This is a genomic window from Microbispora sp. H10836 (assembly GCF_012999525.1).
In the GTDB taxonomy this organism is placed as follows: Bacteria; Actinomycetota; Actinomycetes; order Streptosporangiales; family Streptosporangiaceae; genus Microbispora.
In genome coordinates this window covers 42,021-61,024 of sequence record NZ_JABBWU010000004.1, presented here as the reverse complement: position 1 = coordinate 61,024, position 19,004 = coordinate 42,021, and the positions used below count along the sequence as shown (strand labels likewise).

The following is a 19,004-nucleotide window of genomic DNA, read 5'->3' as shown; positions in this document are numbered from 1 at the left end:
CCGGGTCACACCCGCGCGAGTTCGGCGCGGGCGGCGGAGGGGGTGAGGATCGCGCGGTACTGCCAGATGATCACCAGGCCGAAGACGCCGTACAGCGCGGCCATGCCCCACGGCGGGAGCACCGAGCCGACCGTGATGCACAGCGACGCGACGACCAGGGCCACCCGGATGTTGAGGTTGTAGACCGCCATGTAGCGGGTGCGCGACGCGGCCGGGACCATGTCGGCGAGCAGCGCCTGCCTGACCGGCACGTCCATGAGCTCGCCCACGGTGAGCACCAGCGCGGCCACGAGCAGGACCCAGCCGGTGTCGCTGACGGCCAGCACCATGTATCCGGCGGTGAACAGCCCGGCCCCGGCGTACATCCGGACGCGGTCGGGCACCCGGCGCAGCACCAGGTGCGCGACGAGCGCGAGCGCCACGACGAGCACGGTGTTCTCCGCGCGGAGGATGCCGAGCATCTCCACGCCGTCCACCCGGACCGCCCAGGACCCGATCGCCAGCAGGTTCTGCTCCGGCAGGTCCCTGGCCAGCCGTACGCCGATGTAGTTGATCAGTTGCAGCTCGATGGACATGAACAGCGTGGCGGCCACCAGCAACCGGCCGAAGGCGCGGTCCTGGAGCACCAGCCGGTAGCCGGAGGCGAAGTCCCGCAGGATCGAGCCGCGCGGCTGGGCCGCCGCGCCGGTCTCCTCCGGCCCGGTCTGCTCCGGCTTGGTCTCCGCGATCAGGAAGTACGTGGCCGCGGCGATCACGACCGTGCCCCCGGCGGCCAGGGCGAGCAGCAGCGTGAAGTGGCCGTTGTAGAGGAAACCGCCGAGCAGCGCGCCGAAGGCCAGCGCGAGGTTGATCGACCAGTAGTTGATCGTGTAGACGAGCTTGCGGCTCTCGGGGGTCGTGACGTCGAGGATCATCGCGTCGTTGGCGGGCATCGCGAAGCTCGCGGCGAACTTGTTGACGAGGTAGCCGCAGTAGACGAGCGCCGGGCTGTGCCAGGCGGGCGCGTCGGCGACCGCCATGAGCGCGAACGTCAGGCAGACGCCGATTTCGCCGAGCAGGAGCGTGCGCCGCCGCCCGCGGGCGTCGGACATGTGCCCGCCCGCGAGCGTGCCCACGACGCCGAGCACCATGACGGTCACGACCAGCACGCCCGCGACCGCCACGCCGTACTCGAAGGCGAGGTAGATGGCCATGAACGACATGACCATCGAGTCGAGCAGGCGCTGCAGGAACCCGACCGCGATGCGGATCCGCAGATTGGGATGGAGCGCGGACAGGTTCACGGCGCCACGCCCGCCCCGGCCGCGACGGGCTCGGCCACCTCGGCGCGGACGAGCGAGTGGACGTGCCGCGCCCGCGCGACGGCCTGCTCCTCGGTCTCCCCGGTCACCACGACGAAGCCGTGCCGGGTGCGCCAGTCGACCGTCTCCGGGATCCGGTCGCCCGGCCGGAAGGGGAACTCCAGCATGTCCACGAAGTCGAGGGCCCTGGCCTCCTCCACCCCCGCGACGGCGCGGACCTCGCCGGGGGTCAGGCTGAAGTAGGAGATGTGGGCGACCGCCCGGCGCTCCACCGTGCCCGGCGACCTGCCGTCGAGGATCCGGAAGACGGCCCGCTCGATGTCGAGCCCGGTGGCGAGTTGCACCAGGCGCGGGATCTGGTCGCCGCCGAGCCGCGCCTGCGACTCGACGATCCGGGGGCCCGCGGCGGTCCAGATGATCTCGGTGTGGGCCGGGCCGGTCCGGTATCCGGTCAGCCGCAGCATCTCGGCCGTCAGCTCGGCCATCGCCGCCGTGTCAGGCCCCGCCTGCGCGGGATGCACGTGCCCGGCCTCGACGAACAGCGGCGGCGGGCCGAGCACCTTGCGGGTGACTCCCACGATCTGGTGGCGGCCGTGGTCGCTGAGCGACTCCACGCTGTATTCGGGGCCGCGCAGATACTCCTCCACCAGGACCGGCCCGCGGTAGCCGTAGGAGTCGAGCAGCGCGCCCCATTCGGCGACCTGGCCGGGCTCGCGCAGCAGGTACACGCCCCGGCTGCCGGCCAGCTCGGTCGGCTTGACGACCACCGGCAGCTCGAAGCCGCCGAGCAGGCCGGGCACGTCCTGCCAGCGCGCCGCGTGGGCGAACCGCACCGGGGACAGGCCGTGCTCGGCGAGCAGCCGGCGCAACTGGAGCTTGTCGTTGAGCAGTTCGACCGACCTGGCCGGGTTGACCGCCTTGCCCAGGTCCTCCGCGATGCGGTAGGTGGCGAGCATGCTCTCCTCGGCCCCGATGTGGTAGACGAGGTCGGCGCCGAAGTCGCGCACGGCCTGCCGTACGGACCGGTCGAACGCGACGGGATCGGCGAAGTCGGTCAGCACGAGGGCGTCGGCGAGGTCGGCGATGCCGGCCAGGTAGTCCGGCGTCTGCAGGGTGGGATCCCAGACAGCGCAGATCCGGTGCCCCTCCTCACGGGCCTTGATGACGAACGCCCGGTAGGGCATGACCATGACGAGGTCGCTCATCCGGGATCCTCCCCTCTTTCTGTGGCAGCGGTTAGGGTCAGTAGGGCAGCTCGCGGCCGGACGGCGTGCGGAGATCGGGCGAGTTCGACTGGGGCTTCCTGGTCGGCTTGCTCACGCGGATGCGACGTGCCATCGAAATCCTCCGAATCCCCGTACGGGCCTGTTTCGCGGGCCCTCTGACCAGCACGTTGGCACGCACGTATGGCCGCCACAACGGCCGCGCACCCTAATGACCAGGCCGGATGACGGAAGGGGCACACGGCCTACAACTTTGGTTACGCCGCAGTGCTACGAAAATGGTGCTACGAAAATTCACACTCGCGCGTAGGCGAAGCTCGGCGCGCGGCTCGGCCCGCGCCGCAGGTAGGTCCACCACGTGAGCCCGGCGAGCAGCACGTAGGAGCCGACGAAGATCCACAGCGCGGGCAGCGACCATCCCGCGTGCTCCTGGGCGACGCGGGCCGCGGCGGCGCCGGTCGCGCCCTTCATCGCGCTCGCCGCGTCGGTGCTCGCCAGACGGAACACCTGCTGGATCAGGAACCCGCCGAACGCGCCGATCGCCCCGGCGATGCCGATCACCGCCGCGGCTTTGCGCTTGTAGTCCGGCGCGGTCAGCGCCGGGTCGAGACCGCGGGCGGCCGCCTCCCTGCGCCCCAGCTCGCCGAAGATCACCGGGATCATCCGGTACGTCGAGCCGTTGCCCACCCCGGAGCAGGCGAAGACGACCAGGTAGGCGCAGAAGAACAGGCCGAAGTCGTGGCGGATCACCCCGCCCGCCGCCGCGACCGTCGCCACCACCATCCCGGCGAAGACGGCCAGCGTGACACGGGCCCCGCCGTACCGGTCGGACAGCCGGCCCCCGAGCGGCCGGGCGACCGACCCGGCCAGCGCCCCGACGAAGCCGAGCCCGGCGAGGTAGTCGCGCACGAACGGATGCTGGGCGAGGAACTCCGGGAACGTCGTCCTGATCACCAGCGGCAGCGCGAAGGAGAACCCGATGAACGAGCCGAACGTGCCGACGTAGAGCAGCGACACGATCCAGGTCTGCCCGTGCCGCAGCGCCGCGGCGTACGACCGGGGGTCGGCCTTGGCCTCGGCGAGGCCGTCCATGAACAGCCAGGCGCAGACCGCGGCCACCACGATGAACGGCATCCAGATCAGCCCGGCGTACGCGAGGTGGACCCGCGTGCCCGACGCCGCCACGGGCACCCCGGCGACGACCACCAGCGGCACCAGGAGCTGGACGACCGCGACGCCGAGGTTGCCGCCCGCCGCGTTGAGGCCGAGCGCGAAGCCCTTGCGCCGCTCGGGATAGAAGAACGAGATGTTCGCCATCGAGGAGGAGAAGTTGCCGCCGCCGACGCCGGCCACGGCGGCGCAGGCGAGCAGGATCCAGAACCTCGTGTCGTGGTCCTGCGCGGCCAGCCAGCCGCTCGGCACGACGAACGCGAGCAGCGAGGACGGGATCAGCAGCAGCACCGCCGAGATCGTCGTCCACACCCGGCCGCCGAAGCGCGGCACCGCGAACGTGTACGGGATCCGGATCGCCGCGCCCACCAGGTTGGGCGCGGAGACGAGCCAGAACGACTCCGACACGCTCATCGGCAGCCCCGCGGCGGGCAGGCTCAGCACCACCACCGACCACAGCACCCAGATCGCGAAGCCCAGGTGCTCGGTGAAGACCGACAGGATCAGGTTGCGCCGGGCCACCCGGCGTCCGGTGGTCTCCCAGAACTCCTCGTCCTCCGGGTTCCAGTGCTCGATCCAGCCGCGGCCGCGCCGGGCGGCCCTGGTTCGCGCGCTCATGTGCGTCTCCTCGTCAGGCGTTCTCGGGAGTCAGGCGTTCTCGGGAGTCAGGCGTTCTCGGGAGTCAGGCGTTCTCGGGAGTAGGGCGTTCTGGAGTCGGGCGTTTCCCCGGGTCAGGCGTTCTCGGACTCGGCGAGCCAGCGGGCGATGCCGCACACCGCGTCGGCGCAGGTGCCGCACCCCGTGGTCGCCCGGGTGGCGGAGGCGAGGGCGGTCACGTCACGGGCCCCCGACCGCCACGCGGCGGCCAGGGCGTCCTTGCTGACCGTGTTGCAGCGGCACACCACGCTCGTCCCCGGCAGCGCCGCCACGTTCCCGTCGCCGGAGGCGGCGCCCTCGCCGTACGGCATGGCCCGGCCGAGCAGCAGCGCGAGCCGGTCGGGCGGCACGGGCAGGCCGCGGTCGTAGAACTGCGTGATCGCGGCGGCGGCGTCGGGCACGCCGATCGCGATGGCCCCCGCCACCCGCTCGTCGCGGACGACGAGCTTGGCGTAGCGGCCCCGGGCCGGTTCGCTCAGCCACAGCACCTCGGCGCGCGGGTCGTCCGGCGCGGCGTGCACGTCGCCCAGCGCGGCCAGGTCCACCCCGCTCGCCTTGAGCCGGGTGACCACCTTCGTGCCGCGGTACGGCGACCGCGTGCCGGTGAGCAGCGCGGCCAGCGCGGCGGCCTGCTCCCACGCGGGCTGCACCAGGCCGGGCACCGTGCCGGGGTGCCGCGCGCAGTCGCCGATCGCGTGGATCAGCGGGTCGCTCGTGCGCAGGTCGTCGTCGACCAGCACGCCGCCGTCGACGGCGAGCCCGGCGGCGGACGCCTGCGCGGTCTGCGGGCGCACCCCGGCCGCCACGACGAGGAGGTCGGCGGCGACCAGCCGGCCGTCGTCCAGCTTGAGCCCGTCGCCCGGCAGGTAGCGGGCCGCCCGCGAGTTCAGCAGCACCCGCACGCCGAGGCCGCCCAGGACCCGGGCGAGCACCTGGCCCGCGCCGTGGTCGAGCTGGCGCTCCATGAGGTGGCCGGTGTGGTGGACGACGGTGACCGCGTTGCCGCGCGCCGCCAGGCCCCTGGCCGCCTCCAGTCCGAGCAGGCCGCCGCCGAGCACGGCCACCCGCACGCCGCCCCGCGCGCCGGCCGTGATCGCGGCGCAGTCGTCCAGCGTGCGGAACGTCGCCACGCCGGGGGCCGGACCCCCGTCGTCGCCGATCAGGCCCTCCACCGGCGGCACCCACGCGCGGGCGCCGGTGGCCAGCACGAGCACGTCGTAGCCGACCCGTGTGCCGTCGTCGAGCGCGACGCCGCGCCCGGCGCGGTCGATCGACACGACCGTCCGGCCCCGCCGCACCTCGACGCCGTGCCCGGCGCCCCAGCCCTCCTCCTGCAGCCGCACCGACTCGGCGGACATCGCGCCCGCCAGCACGTTCGACAGCAGGACCCGGTTGTACGGCGGGTGCGGCTCGTCCCCGATCGCGACGATCGCGACGCGCTCCCCCGCCGGGTCCCGGCGGCGGATCTCCTCCGCCAGCCGGGCGCCGGCCATGCCGTAGCCGGCGATCACGACCCTGGTGACACCGGTCATCGCGCGGCCTCCCGTTCCGCCGCCGGCGACAGCCGTACGGCGCAGACCTTGAATTCGGGCATCCGGCTGACGGGATCGAGCGCCGGATTGGTCACGAGGTTGGCGCGCTGGGCGCCCGGAAAGTGGAACGGCAGGAAGATCACGTCGGGCCGCATCGACGGCACGCAGCGCACCGTCGCGAGGGTCCGCCCGCGCCTGCCGACGACCGCCGCCGCCGCGCCGTCCCGCAGCCCGGCCCGCCGCGCGGTGTCCGGGTGCACCTCGACGTACGCCTCGGGCACGGCCGCGCGGAGCTCCTCCACACGCCGGGTCTGCGCGCCCGACTGGTAGTGCTGGAGCACCCGCCCGGTGATGGCGTAGAGGGGGAACTCCTCGTCCGGCGGTTCGGCCGGCCCTCTGTGGTCCACGGGGACGAACCTGGCCCGCCCGTCGGGGTGGGCGAACCGGTCCAGGAACAGCCGCGGCGTCCCCCGGTGTCCGGGCCGGCGGGGTATCGGCCACTGCAGCCGCTCTCCGGCCCGCAGCCGGTCCCACGTCACGCCCGAGTAGTCGGCCGGGCCGTCCTCCGAGGCCGCCCGCAGCTCGGTGAAGACCGTCTCGGGGTCGGCGGGGAAGCGCTCCGGCGGCTGCCCGAGCCGTACGGCGAGGTCGTGCAGGACCTCCAGGTCGGTGCGCACCCCGGGCGGCGGGGCGAGCGCGCGGCGGCGCAGCAGCACGCGCCCTTCGATGTTGGTCATCGTGCCGTCCTCCTCGGCCCACTGCGTGATCGGCAGCACCACGTCGGCGGCCCTGGCGGTCTCCGACAGCACGAGGTCGGCGACCACGAGGAGGTCGAGCGCGGCCAGCCGGTCGGCCACCCGGCCCGCGTGCGGCGCCGAGACCACCGGGTTGCTGCCGAAGACCAGCAGCGCGGACGGGCCGTCCGGCGTGCCGAGCGCGTCGAGCAGCTCGAACGCCGACCGTCCCGGGCCGGGCAACGCGGAGGGCTCGACTCCCCACACCCGCGCCACGTGCGCGCGGGCCGCCGGGTCGTCGATCCGCCGGTAGCCGGGGAGTTGGTCGGCCTTCTGCCCCTGCTCGCGCCCGCCCTGCCCGTTGCCCTGGCCGGTCAGGCAACCCCAGCCCGAGCCCCGGCGGCCGGGCAGGCCCAGCGCGAGCGCCAGGTTGATCCAGGCCCCGACCGTGTCCACACCCGTGGCGTGCTGCTCCGCGCCGCGCGCGGTCAGCACGTACGCGCTCGCGGCCCCGGCCAGGATCGCGGCGGCCCTGCGCTGGTCGGCGGCGGCGACGCCGGTCACCCGCTCCACCCGCTCGGGCCACCAGCCGGCGGCCACCCGCCAGGCCTCCTCGAATCCCGTCGTACGGCCGGCGACGTACGCGTGGTCGAGGTGCCCGTCGGCCACGGCGGCGTGCAGGATGCCGAGCGCCAGCGCGAGGTCGGTGCCGGGGGCCGGCGCGAGGTGCAGCGCGGCGCGCTCGGCCGTGGGGGTGCGCCGGGGATCGACCACGATCAGTCCGCCGGCGTCCACGGCACGGCGCAGGTGCGACATGAACGGCGGCATCGTCTCGGCCGGGTTGGCCCCGGCGAGCAGCACCGCGTCCGCGCCGTCCAGGTCGGCCAGGGGGAACGGCAGCCCCCGGTCGAGGCCGAAGGCGCGGTGCGCCGCGGCCGCCGCCGACGACATGCAGAACCTGCCGTTGTAGTCCACCTGGGAGGTGCCGAGCGCCACCCGGGCGAACTTGCCGAGCAGATAGGCCTTCTCGTTGGTGAGCCCGCCGCCGCCGAAGACCGCCACGGCGTCCGGCCCTCGTGCCGCGACGATCTCCTTGATCCTGCGGGCGACCAGGCCGAGGGCCTCGTCCCAGCTTGCCGGGCGCAGCGTCCCGCCGTCCCGGACGAGCGGCGTGGTGAGCCGGGCCGGCGAGCCGAGCAGGGCCGCGGCGGTCCAGCCCTTCTGGCACAGGCCGCCCTCGGACGGGTCGCGGGGCCGCACCCGGACCGAGGCGCGGCCCGCCGGGCTGAGGGTCATGCCGCACTGCAACGCGCAGTACGGGCAGTGAGTGTCGACGGCACCGACAGCGGCGTCCGCCGGGCGCGTGCTCGTCGCCGCGCGCATCGCTCCACCTCCTCGACCGGCACTCGTAAGCAGCCGGGCCGGACTAGACGACGTCGGGGGTGAGGGCGTCGTGGATCCCGGAGTAGTCGGCGGCCGGGGCGGGGGCCAGCCGGCGGCCGACGCCGAGCGCGAGCATCTCCAGCCGGTTCATCAGCCGGGCGAAGTCCTCGGGCAGCAGCGCCTGCTTGCCGTCGCACAGCGCCTGCTCGGGCTGGACGTGCACGTCGATCAGCAGGGCGTCCGCGCCGGCCGCCACGGCGGCCAGCGTGAGCGGTTCGATGAGCTCGGGGATGCCGAGCGAGTGACTGGGGTCGACCATCACCGGCAGATGGGTGCGCCGCTTGAGCAGCGCCACCGCCGACAGGTCGAGCGTGAAGCGGGTGGCCCCCTCGAACGTCCTGATCCCCCGCTCGCACAGCACGACCTGGTCGTTGCCCTCGGCCAGGAGATACTCGGCCGCGGTGAGCAGTTCGTCGACCGTGCAGCCGAAGCCGCGCTTGAGCACGACCGGCATGCCGCTGCGGCCCACCTCGATCAGCAGCTCGAAGTTCTGCATGTTGCGGGTACCGATCTGGAAGCCGTCGACCACCTCGGCCATCCGGTCGACGTGCCGGGGGTCGACGACCTCGGTGAGGATCGGCAGGCCGGTCTCCTCCCTGGCCTGCGCCAGGAGCTCCAGGCCCGCCCACTTGAGGCCCTGGAAGGAGTACGGCGTGGTGCGCGGCTTGAACGCGCCGCCGCGCAGGCCGACCGCGCCGTGCCGGGCGACGGCGGCGGCCGTGGACATCATCTGCCCGGGGTTCTCCACCGCGCAGGGTCCGGCGAAGACCGCGATGTCCCCGTCCCCGACCACGGCGGAGCCGATGGACACGACCGTGCCCGAGGGGAACAGCTCGCGCCGGCCGAGCCGGAAGCCGCCGCCCGCCCGTACGGTCTGCCGCGGCCGGGGCAGGTCGGCCGGGGCGGGCAGCAGCGTGGCGGGCCCCTGGGCCACTATCACGTCCGCTCCGCCCAGCCGGTAGGTCCTGGCCGTGGTTCCGGTGGAGTCGAAGTGCCGGGCCCACCCGGCGAAGCCGGACGGATCGATCGTCGAGTCGAACACCAGCAACAGCTCGGCGTCAGTCATGGGAATCCTCTCCACATCCATGTGGTCGGGTCTGGCATGGGGGTCGGGCCGGCGGTCGCCTCCGCGTGCACGCCGCCGGGCCGGGCCTTGGGGGGGAACCTCCGGCCCGGCGGCGCGGATCAGGTGCGGATCGCGGGCCGATCGCGGGATCGGGCGTCGGGTGTGGGGGATCAGACGAAGACGTCGGTGAGGATCGTGCCGAGCGACTTGCCGCCGTTCTCGCGGATGTAGGTGGACAGCGAGCTGTACTTCTCCCGCAGCCGGCGCTTGAGGACCTTGCCGGTGACGCCGACCGGGAAGTCCTCGTCGTTGCGCGCGACCTCCAGCATGGTCAGCTCGGGGTGACCGGCGGCCTTCAGCTTCTCGTTCGCCTCGTTGAGCAGCCTCTGCGCGTCCGGCCTGGCGGCGCTGGACGTCACGACCGCCACCGGGACCGTGCGGCCGCGGTGGATGCCCGCCACCACGGCGCAGTCGAGGACCTCGGGCAGGTCGTTGAGCAGCAGCTCCTCCATGAAGACCGAGTAGCCGGTACCGCTCGGGGTCTCGATCGCGTCCACCGCCCGGTCGACCTGGAAGTAGTTGCCCGCCTCGTCGCGGTAGGCCATGTCGCCGGTCAGCCAGTAGCCCGACAGCTTGCTGCGGTAGGTGGTGTCGGAGTCGCTCCAGTATCCGGCGGTGATCGCCGGGCCCTTCGCGCCGAGCAGCCCGACCTCGTTGACGTCGGCGACCGTGCCGTCCCTGCGCAGCACCGCGACCTCGGCGACGCCGACCGGCTTGCCCACGCACCGGTCGTTGCGCTCGTCGGCCAGCGTGCGGACCTTCAGCAGCACGCCCCAGCCCAGCTCGGTGGTGCCGAGGCGGTCGAAGAACGCGGCCGGCGGCAGCGACGGGTCGCGCATGGCCAGGATGCCCTTGATGTGCTTCTCGTGGACCGCGTCGCCGATGGAGATCCAGACGTTGACCGAGTCGATCGCCCCGGCCGGCAGGTCCGCGCCCGCCAGCTCGGCGTACGCGTGGCCGAAGGCCATGACGGTCGTCGGGCGGTACTTCTCGACGGCCTTGGCCAGCTCGGGGCCGCTGGTGTCGAACCAGGGCACGAGGGGGGTGCCGCCCAGCACGGCGTACGTCGTGTAGGCGATGCAGCCGAGGTGCGACTGCGGCAGCGCGGTCATCATCACGGCGCCCGGCTGCTCGTGGTGGTCCACGAGGCGGAAGCGGGGCCCGGCCACACACGAGCGGTGGGTCTGGATGACCGGCTTGGGCCGCCCGGTGGTGCCGGAGGAGTGCAGGATCGAGACCGGGTCCTCGCCGACGTGGCGGAAGCGGGCCTCCTCCGGCAGCGCGGCGTGCGGCGGCGCGGGCAGTTCCTCGGCCACCTGCGTCCACCGCAGGCCGGGCAGCAGGTGGAACTCCTCGCCGAGGATCTCCAGGTGGGCGAGGTCGGTGTACATGCCGACCGGGTTGGTCTGGCGGCACAGCTCGGTGGCGATGTACCGCGACGCCTTGCTGTTGACCAGCACCGCCACCGCGCCGATCTGGGCCAGCGCGTAGAAGTGCAGGGAGTAGGCGAAGGAGTCCTCCAGGTAGATGGCCACGCGGTCGCGGGGGCGTACGCCCTGGCGCAGGTACCACACCGACCAGCTCTGGGCCAGCTCGTCCAGCTCCAGCAGGCTGAACTCGGTCTGCTGCTCACCCCGGGTGTTGGTCAGCGGCCGGCCCAGGTGGATGAACGGCAGCTCCGGGTGCGGGTTCGCCTCGATGGCCTTCGTCAGCAGGTTGCCGCCGCCGAGGTCCGGGTCCGCGGCGAACCTGGCGCGCTGCTCCGGCGTGAGGACGGTCTCGTGGGAGATGGTCATCGGTCTCACCTTTCAGTCGTGACAGGGCGTGACGTGCTCGTAGAGGGGTTGGACTCGTACGGGCCCAGGGCGTGCTCAGGGGGGCGCAGTGCGCCGAACATGCCGGCGCAGGTGTCGCGGTAGAAGCCGAGATCGGGGCCGAGGAGTTCGCGCAGCCCGCCCAGGGCCGCCGCGAACTCCGCCTCCCCGTCCGCCGGGCCGTCGAGGAGGCCGGCGAGTGTGCGTACGCCTTCCGCGAGCGCCGCGCGGGCGGCTGCGGCCTGCGGGTTGGCCGACTGGACGTCCCAGTAGACCTCCGGGGTGCCCGAGGCGATCCGGGCCAGCAGTGCGAGCATCGTGGCGTGCGGCGGCGGGGCGACGGCGGCCAGTTCGGCGACGCCGACGCCGAGGCGGGCCAGCGCGAAGCCGAACGACAGCACCGCCGCGTGGGTGAGCGCCTGGGTCGCCGCGGCCAGCCGGTCGTGCTCGTGCGCGCCGAGCCGTACGGCACGGCCGCCCCAGCTCTCGACCAGCCGCAGCAGCGCCCGGGTCCGGGGACCGTCGTGGACCACGACGGCGGCGACCGGCCGCCCGGCGAAGCCGAGCGAGGGGGCGAACATCGGGTTGAGGCCGGCCGCCTCGACGTCCCCGGCGTGCGCCCGGATCGCCTCGGCGATCGGGCCCTTGACCGAGAGCGTGTCGGCGAGCAGCGCGCCCGGCCGCATCGCGGCGGCGACCTGTTTCACCGCCGCCAGGGCCACCGGCTCGGGCACCGCGAGCAGGACGAGGTCGGCCCGCCCGATCTCCACGGCGAGATCGGGCCCGATGTCCGTGATGTCGCCTCGCAGGAACCTCGGTTCCCCGGCGCTGTGCTGGTCGGCGCTGTGCTGGTCGACGCTGTGCTGGCCGGCGCTGGGCTGGCCGGCGCCGGGCGCGGGGTCGACGACGACCACTTCGGCGCCGGACCGCAGCAGGTGCCCGGCGAACAGGCCGCCCACCGCGCCCGCGCCACCCACGACGACACAGCGCCGCAGCAGGTCCGTCTCCCCGCGGGTCATGGTCAGGCCCCCACGGTCTGGGCCGCGGTGGCCAGCACCGCGGTGATCATGGCGCGGGACTTGACGACGGTCTCCTCGAACTCCTCCTCGGGGTCCGACAGGGCGACGATCGCGCCGCCGACGCCGAAGCTGACCCGGTCCCGGGTGGCGACGAGGGTGCGGATGATGATGCTGAGGTCGGCGGCCCCGCCCAGGGAGAACCAGCCGAGCGCGCCGGAGTAGGCGCCGCGCGGGCCCTCCTCCAGCCGGTCGATGATCTCCATGGTGCGGATCTTGGGTGCGCCGGTCATCGACCCGCCGGGGAAGGCCGCCCGCACGCAGCTCACCACCGACTCCTCCGGGCGCAGCGTGCCGCGGATGGTGGAGACGAGCTGGTGGACCGGCGCGTACGTCTCGACGTGGAACAGCCGGGGCACGTGCACCGACCCGACCTCGCAGACCGTGTTGAGGTCGTTGCGGATCAGATCGACGATCATGAGGTTCTCCGCGCGGTCCTTCTCGCGGCTGAGCAGGTCGTGGCGGAGCGCCTCGTCCTCCTCGGGCGTCGCGCCGCGCGGCCGGGTGCCCTTGATCGGCTTGGACTCGGCGACCCGGTCGGGGCCGATCGTCATGAACCGCTCGGGCGAGGCGCTCATCACCGCGACGTCGGGGAAGTCGAGCAGCGCGCCGTACGGCACCGGGCTGATCGTCCGCAGGTGGCTGTAGGTCCGCAGCGGGTCGATCTCGGCGCGGACGGTGACGGCGTTGGTCAGGCAGATCTCGTAGGACTCGCCGTGGTAGATCTCCTCCAGGCAGTCGCCGATCCGGCTGAGGTAGCCCTGCTTGTCGTGCCGCAGCTCCACCGCGTCCGCGATGGCCGGGTCGGTCATGCCGACCCCGGTGAACGCGGCCGGCTCGGACGGCTCACGCCTGGGCAGGGAGAACAGCCGGGCTCCCGTCTCGTCCAGCCAGGCGAGTGCGTCGCCGGCGTCCGGCCCCCCGTCCTCCGTGAGCGCGAGCAGGTAGCTGACGCCCTCCACGTCGTCGAGCACGAGCATCCGGTCGGCGAACAGCAGCGCCGCGTCGGGCTCCTCGGCCTGGTGCGCGGCCTGGCCGCCCGCCTCCGCCTTGAGCTCGTAGCCCAGGTAACCGACGTACCCGAGGTTGAAGTCGAACGGCAGGCCCTCGCTCGCGGGCACCGCGCGCTCGCGCAGCCGCTCGTCCAGGTACTCGAAGAACGGCTGCTCGACGCGCTGCGCGGACCCGCCGGACCGCCTGACGGTCACCGCTCCCTCCGCCACCCGGTAGGTGACGTACTCGGCGAGCGGCCCGGAGCCGTCGCCCATGAACGAGAACCGCGACAGCCCCTCGATCACCGAGCTGCTGTCGAGCCAGAAGCCGTGCTCCTTGCCCGCGAACAGCTCGCGGTAGGCGGTCTCCGCGTCCGGCAGCAGCGGCAGCCTGCGCACATGCACCCGGTACGGCGAGCGGGCGGCCGCGGCGGCCTCCTGCCTGGCCCGGCGATGGGCCAGCGCGAGGTCGCGGAAGTTCGCCAGCAGCTCGCGGCCGTGCTCGCTGCTGATCGACTCGGGGTGGAACTGCACGCCCCAGACGGGCTCGGTGCGGTGCCGGACCCCCATGACCACGCCGTCGTCGGTCCAGGCCACGGCCTCCAGCTCGTCCGGCAGGTCGGTGGCCGCCAGCGAGTGGTAGCGCACGACCGAGAACGGCGAGGGCAGGCCGGCGAAGATGTCGGCCCCGGTGTGGCGCACCTGCGAGACGCGGCCGTGCATCGGCTGCGGCGCGTGGGTGACGGTCCCGCCGAACAGGTGGCAGATGCCCTGGTGGCCGAGGCAGACGCCGAGCACGGGCAGCCCGCTCTCACGGATGGCCCGCGCGCTGACGCCGAAGTCGCGGGCCCGCTCGGGCCGGCCGGGCCCGGGGGAGATCACGACGCTGTCGAACTCGTGGATCGGCACCTGCGACCAGTCGGCGTCGTTGCGCACCACGACGGGGGGCTGCCCGTTCACCTCGCCCAGGAGCTGATAGAGGTTGTAGGTGAACGAGTCGTAATTGTCGATCAGGATCGTTCTCATTCCGGGGTTCCTCCAAGCCGTGTCGGAATAGCCGGGTGAGCCGCCGGCGTCGCGCTCACCGAGCGGCGACATCGCCGATCACCAGGTCCTCGACCCTGCAGGTCTCCGCGATGACGAGTTCGTAGAGCCGGCGCAGGAAGTCGGGGTCGATCCCGTGGTCCTGCGCGTATAGGGCGGCCCGCCGCTGCACGATGCCGATGCGGTGGGGCTGCATCATCGGGACGTCGTTCTCGCGCTTGAAATGCGCGATTTCCACGCAGCACTCGATACGCCTGCGCAGCGTGTCGAGCAGCGACTCGTCGATACGGTCGAGTGAGGCCCGCAGCGTCTCCAGACCGTCTACTCCGGCGCCGTTGCCAGCCATGTGAACAGCCCTCCAATCGGGGGTGCACGGGATGTTCCGGCCCTGTCGGGCTAATTCAGGATTCGATCCGGCGGGTATTTCTCACAACCCCTAACGGCCCCACAGCGCGGCCGGACGATCCGGGGTGACCTCGGACTTCTCGATGGCCCCAGCCCGCCCCGGCGGAAGAGTCGCCGGCGACCCCGGTTCACCCCTATCGGGAAACGACTCGTCCCGAATTATCGGGAAATTTTATTGACCTGCCCGAAACACCGGAACTAGCCTCCGGTCGCGTGAGCATGTGAGAGAAACGGCGGTGGCGAAAGTGAAACCTCGGGCATTCGTTCTTACCGGATCATTCCTGGTGATCTGCCGGGCCCCTCTTTATCTGCGCGAACTGTCCCGCCGGGGGCTGCGGATCCTCGTGGTCACGCCGGCGTCCTGGCGGGAGCAGGCGGTGGCCCAGATGCGCGACCCCGCGCACCCGGCCTCGGTCATCGAGGAGATCGCCTTCACCGACGGCGACGTCAACACGGAGAACTCGTTCACCGCGGGCGTGATCTCCGGCGTACGGGCCTGGCGGGACCGCTACGACATCGCCGGCGTCTACGCGGTCGGCGAGACGCTGGTCGAGCCGACCGGCCTGCTCGCCGACGCCCTGGGGCTGCCCTCCCCCGGCCTGCGGGCCACCCGCGCCTGCCGCAGCAAGTATCTGCAGCGGTGGTACCTGCCGGAGTTCAGCCCGGCCTCGGCGGTCGTCCCGCCGGCCGCGCGCGCCGCGTTCGCCGCGGACGGCGTGTCGTTCCCCGCCGTGGTCAAGCCCACCGGCCGCCACTCCAGCTCGGGCGTGGAGACCGTGCGCGACCCGGCCGAGCTGCGCGCCCAGCTCGACGCGTACCTGCCGCACGAGACGGTGCTGGTGGAGGAGAAGGTGACAGGCCAGGAGTTCTCCGTGGAGAGCCTGGTGCAGGACGGCCGGATCGTCTTCGCCTCGGTGACCCGCAAGGAGACGACCGAGTCGGGCGCCCGCACCTTCGTCGAGCTGTCCCACTCGGTCCCGAACGAGCTGGACGGCGTGGACGGGGTCATCCTCGACGCCAACCGGCGCATGCTCGAACGGCTGGCCTTCGGATGCGGCATCGCGCACGCCGAGTGGCGGGTGGACGGCACGGGCCGGCCGTACCTGATGGAGGTCGCCGCGCGCACTCCCGGCGACGGCCTGTCGATCCTCTACTCGCTCGCCACCGGCGCGCCGATGGAGCCGGAGATCGTCCGCATCGCCCTCGGGGAGCCCGCCGCCTACCCCGCGCCCCGCCGGTACGCCCGGCAGGTCTACCTGGAGCACGAGCCCGGGCGGCTCGGCGACGTGACGGTGGACTGGCCGGACGTCTCCCCGGTCTGGGTCGGCGAGGGCGGCCTGTGGCCCGAGATCGCGCCCGGCGCCCCGGACGACCCGCCCACGCTGCGGGCCGTGCTCGTGCTGAAGGACCGCGGCGCGCAGCTCGGGCCGCTGCACAGCTCCGACGACCGCGCCGTGACGTTCCTCATCGACGCGCCCACCCCGGCGGAGCTGGACGAACTCGAGATGCGCGTACGGCACGCCGTACGGATCCACGCGCTCGCTCCCGAGCCCACCGGCGTGCGGATGTGAGCCCGGCGAACGCGCGAGGGCGCGGCGGGAGGCGATGAGCCTCCCGCCGCGCCCCGCTTTTCAGGGGGTGCGGGCCGTCAGGGGTAGCTGACGACGTTGACCGGGACGGTGGCCGTGCCCTGGGCCGGGCCGCCCGTGTCGTTGATGACGTGGGCGATCGTGCCGACGCCGCCCAGCGACACCGTGAGCAGGTCGTGGAACTTCACGCCCGGCCTGTTGGGGGCCTCGAAGCCACGCTCGGCCACGATCGACGGGTCGGTGCTGAAGTTGCAGTAGCTGCCCATCCCCCAGGCCTCGTGGCTGGTGACGGAGTCGGCCACCTTGTAGGCGGCGTAGCCCCGGGTCGAGCCGTTCATCCAGGACGCCTGGTTCGGCGGGTCGTACGGCAGCTCGTTCTGGAAGAAGATCGTCTTGCCGCCCTGGCCGTTCCAGATCACCTCGTACTTCTCGTAGTGCTCGACGAACAGGCCGTACGCCGTCACGTTGTCGCCGTTGACGATCAGGCCGGTGTCGGCGGGGTTGGTGTTCCAGCCCACGCCCGCGCCGTGGTCGGCCCGCCACGCCCAGATGTGGTCGATGATCGTGTTGTCGCTGTTCACGACCAGGCTGGTGGTGGCCGAGCCGGGGCCCGCGCCGCCGATCCGGAAGAACACGTCCTGGATCGAGATCGGGTTGGCGGCGTGGCTCGCCGAGGCGTTGTCGGGGCCGACCCGCATCAGCACCGGCGAGTTGACCGTGCCGGCGTCGAGGAGCAGGCCCGCGATCTTCACGCCGTCGACGTCGGCGACGTTCACCGCGACGACGCCGTTGTCCGGAATCAGCGTGGCGTAGCCGAGCCCGAGGACCACCGTGTCGGGCCGGGTCACGTTGAGCGTCTGGTTGAGGTGGTAGACGCCCGGCGTGAACAGCAGGTTGAGCCCCTGGCTCAGCGCCTGGTTGAGCGTGGCGGCGCTGTCGGACGGCTTGGCGACGTAGAACTGGGTGAGCGGGATCGACGTGCCGGGGGTCGCGCCGTTCGCCCAGCTCACGCCGCTGGAGTTCGTCCGCGGCGACGGGACGAAGACGCGGTACGCGCCGCCCGAGTCCACGTACAGGTACGGCTTCTCCCGGGTGACGGGGCTGGTCGCGAGCGTCGTGTACGGCGGGTTCGGGAAGCTCTGCGCCGGCGCGCCGACGACGCCGGAGAACACCATGTTCCAGACGCCGTTGGTCCAGCCGCCGATCGTGCTGTCGCGGGTGAACCACTGCTGCTGGGAGTACGGGCCCACCGTGCCGTCGATCTTGCTGTCGGCGATGTAGCCGCCGCTGGCCCAGCCGTACCCGTTGGGGGCGAGGTTCAGCCCGCCGCGGACGTGGATCCGCCGGAACGGCGCGGCCTGGGCCACGGCCCACCGGTCGGTGCCGTTGACCGGGACCACGGCCAGGTTCTCGGCCGAGCGCCAGAAGTTCTGGGTCGCGTTGCCGTTGAACCACCCGGCGTCGACGGTGATGTCGCCGTTGATCGTGACGTTGTCGGGCGACTGGCCGAGGCCGGCGATCGAGGTGTAGAAGCCGATCTGGGCGTTGAGGCCGCTGTAGGTGCCCGGCTTGAACAGCAGCGCGTACCGCTGGCTGCCGAACTGGTTCGACTCCTGCTGCCTGAAGATGGTGTCGAGCGTGCTCTGGATGCTCGCGCTCGACATCGACGGGTCGAAGACCCGCACGTTCGGCCCGAGGTCGCCGCCGCCCGGGAGGGTGGGGCCGTCGTCACCGCCGCCGGTGGTGTTGACGGCGAACTCCCAGAGCGAGTAGCCGTACGCGGTGGCCCGGGTGAGGCCGGACATCCGGACGAACCGGCCGGTGGCCGACACGTCGAGCGACTGGGTCCCGCTCACGCCGTTCACCGTCGCGGTGGCGTCCGACCACGACGACCCGTCCGGCGACACCTGGATCTTGAACGTCCTGGCGTAGGCGGCCTCCCAATTCAGGATCACCTTGCAGATCTGCTGCGAGCTGCCGAGGTCGACCTGGATCCACTGCGGGTCGCTGAACGCGCTCGACCACCGGGTGCCGGTGTTGCCGTCGAAGGCCGCCGACGCCGGGGACGCGGCGTTCTCCGTCGAGGAGGCCGACGCGGGCCTGCCCTGCGCGACGTTCGCGGTGCCGCACGTCGTCCCGCTGTCACCCGACGCGGTGTTGACGGCGAACTCCCAGAGCGAGTAGCCGTACGCGGTGGCCCGGGTGAGGCCGGACATCCGGACGAACCGGCCGGTCGCGGTCAGGTCGAGCGACTGGGTCCCGCTCACGCCGTTCACCGTGGCGGTGGCGTCCGACCAGGCTGAGCCGTCGGCCGACACCTGGATCTTGAAGGTCTGGGCGCGGGCGGCCTCCCAGTTGAGCACCACCTTGCAGATCTGCTGCGAACTGCCGAGGTCGACCTGGATCCACTGCGGGTCGCTGAACGCGCTCGACCACCGGGTGCCGGTGTCGCCGTCGAAGGCCGCCGACGCCGGGGTTCCGGCGTTCTCCGTCGAGGAGGCCGACGCGGGCCTGCCCTGCGCGACGTTGGTCGTGCCGCAGGCCGCCGCGGCGGCACTGTAGGTGGAGGGGACGACGCCGGCCACGGCGGCGAAGGTCGACAGGGCGGCGAACCCGGCGGCGACCAGGCCGATCCGCCGGCGTCGGGGCCGGAAATGAGGCCATGAGGATGGAGGCATGCACGTCTCCTTGGGTGCGGAGCCCCTCGGGCGAGGGTTGGGGGATGAGAGAGGTCCAGCGGACCGAGAGTGCGCCCCTTCACCCGCTTATGTCAATGCTTAGTTCACGACGCGAAATATGTAGTGCTCAAATGGACATCCGGGTGCTACTCTCCGGGAGAGCGCTCTCCAATCCGGCCCCCGACCGATTCGCGCCCCGCCGATGCGGGTCCCCCTACCG

Annotated in this window: 12 protein-coding genes; 1 reads left to right on the top strand and 11 read right to left on the bottom strand. The window is 72.7% G+C overall.

Annotated features, from left to right (window positions below; all coding sequences use genetic code 11):
• Positions 1 to 5: 5 nt before the first annotated feature.
• From HHX30_RS09825 to HHX30_RS09780, 10 genes are all read right to left on the bottom strand, one after another.
• The gene (locus HHX30_RS09825) at positions 6 to 1,283 is read right to left on the bottom strand and encodes an MFS transporter (RefSeq protein ID WP_169981586.1); all 1,278 of its coding nucleotides are present in this window, start codon (positions 1,281 to 1,283) and stop codon (positions 6 to 8) included.
• Complete coding sequence (locus HHX30_RS09820) at positions 1,280 to 2,506, bottom strand: ATP-grasp domain-containing protein (RefSeq protein WP_169981585.1); 1,227 nt, start codon at positions 2,504 to 2,506, stop codon at positions 1,280 to 1,282. Before HHX30_RS09820 ends, HHX30_RS09825 begins: the two co-directional genes overlap by 4 nt.
• 312 nt (positions 2,507 to 2,818) lie before the next feature.
• Positions 2,819 to 4,312, bottom strand: a complete 1,494-nt coding sequence (locus HHX30_RS09815; protein ID WP_169981584.1) for an MFS transporter — start codon at positions 4,310 to 4,312, stop codon at positions 2,819 to 2,821.
• 113 nt (positions 4,313 to 4,425) lie between these two features.
• Entirely contained in the window at positions 4,426 to 5,883 is a 1,458-nt protein-coding gene (locus tag HHX30_RS09810) for an FAD-dependent oxidoreductase (protein WP_169981583.1), read from the bottom strand.
• Entirely contained in the window at positions 5,880 to 8,000 is a 2,121-nt protein-coding gene (locus HHX30_RS09805) for a molybdopterin oxidoreductase family protein (protein ID WP_169981582.1), read from the bottom strand. The genes HHX30_RS09810 and HHX30_RS09805 overlap by 4 nt, the downstream gene beginning before the upstream one ends.
• Before the next feature lie 43 nt (positions 8,001 to 8,043).
• Entirely contained in the window at positions 8,044 to 9,126 is a 1,083-nt protein-coding gene (gene aroF / locus HHX30_RS09800) for a 3-deoxy-7-phosphoheptulonate synthase (protein WP_169981581.1), read from the bottom strand.
• Between the two features lie 170 nt (positions 9,127 to 9,296).
• Positions 9,297 to 10,982, bottom strand: coding sequence for a class I adenylate-forming enzyme family protein (locus tag HHX30_RS09795; protein WP_169981580.1), 1,686 nt, complete (start codon positions 10,980 to 10,982; stop codon positions 9,297 to 9,299).
• Between the two features lie 5 nt (positions 10,983 to 10,987).
• The gene (locus HHX30_RS09790; RefSeq protein WP_169981579.1) at positions 10,988 to 12,019 is read right to left on the bottom strand and encodes a prephenate dehydrogenase/arogenate dehydrogenase family protein; all 1,032 of its coding nucleotides are present in this window, start codon (positions 12,017 to 12,019) and stop codon (positions 10,988 to 10,990) included.
• 2 nt (positions 12,020 to 12,021) lie between these two features.
• Positions 12,022 to 14,094, bottom strand: coding sequence for an aminodeoxychorismate synthase component I (gene pabB, locus HHX30_RS09785; RefSeq protein ID WP_169981578.1), 2,073 nt, complete (start codon positions 14,092 to 14,094; stop codon positions 12,022 to 12,024).
• Positions 14,095 to 14,149: 55 nt separating this feature from the next.
• Complete coding sequence (locus HHX30_RS09780; protein ID WP_169981577.1) at positions 14,150 to 14,458, bottom strand: chorismate mutase family protein; 309 nt, start codon at positions 14,456 to 14,458, stop codon at positions 14,150 to 14,152.
• Positions 14,459 to 14,762: 304 nt separating this feature from the next.
• Here HHX30_RS09780 and HHX30_RS09775 point away from each other — a divergent pair, with 304 nt between their 5' ends.
• Positions 14,763 to 16,088 carry an ATP-grasp domain-containing protein gene (locus HHX30_RS09775; protein WP_169981576.1) on the top strand — a complete coding sequence of 442 codons (1,326 nt, stop codon included), beginning with the start codon at positions 14,763 to 14,765 and terminating at the stop codon, positions 16,086 to 16,088.
• A gap of 77 nt (positions 16,089 to 16,165) precedes the next feature.
• Here the strand turns inward: HHX30_RS09775 and HHX30_RS09770 are convergent, their stop codons facing one another.
• On the bottom strand, positions 16,166 to 18,784 hold the full coding sequence (locus tag HHX30_RS09770; RefSeq protein ID WP_169981575.1) for a discoidin domain-containing protein: 2,619 nt from the start codon (positions 18,782 to 18,784) through the stop codon (positions 16,166 to 16,168).
• Between the last annotated feature and the right edge of the window lie 220 nt (positions 18,785 to 19,004).

Excerpts from the sequence above, each read along its gene's own strand:
- HHX30_RS09820 (WP_169981585.1), bottom strand. The coding sequence starts at position 2,506 with ATGAGCGACCTCGTCATGGTCATGCCCTACCGGGCGTTCGTCATCAAG.
- HHX30_RS09815 (WP_169981584.1), bottom strand. The coding sequence starts at position 4,312 with ATGAGCGCGCGAACCAGGGCCGCCCGGCGCGGCCGCGGCTGGATCGAG.
- HHX30_RS09810 (WP_169981583.1), bottom strand. The coding sequence starts at position 5,883 with ATGACCGGTGTCACCAGGGTCGTGATCGCCGGCTACGGCATGGCCGGC.
- HHX30_RS09805 (WP_169981582.1), bottom strand. The coding sequence starts at position 8,000 with ATGCGCGCGGCGACGAGCACGCGCCCGGCGGACGCCGCTGTCGGTGCC.
- aroF (WP_169981581.1), bottom strand. The coding sequence starts at position 9,126 with ATGACTGACGCCGAGCTGTTGCTGGTGTTCGACTCGACGATCGATCCG.
- HHX30_RS09795 (WP_169981580.1), bottom strand. The coding sequence starts at position 10,982 with ATGACCATCTCCCACGAGACCGTCCTCACGCCGGAGCAGCGCGCCAGG.
- HHX30_RS09790 (WP_169981579.1), bottom strand. The coding sequence starts at position 12,019 with ATGACCCGCGGGGAGACGGACCTGCTGCGGCGCTGTGTCGTCGTGGGT.
- pabB (WP_169981578.1), bottom strand. The coding sequence starts at position 14,094 with ATGAGAACGATCCTGATCGACAATTACGACTCGTTCACCTACAACCTC.
- HHX30_RS09780 (WP_169981577.1), bottom strand. The coding sequence starts at position 14,458 with ATGGCTGGCAACGGCGCCGGAGTAGACGGTCTGGAGACGCTGCGGGCC.
- HHX30_RS09770 (WP_169981575.1), bottom strand. The coding sequence starts at position 18,784 with ATGCCTCCATCCTCATGGCCTCATTTCCGGCCCCGACGCCGGCGGATC.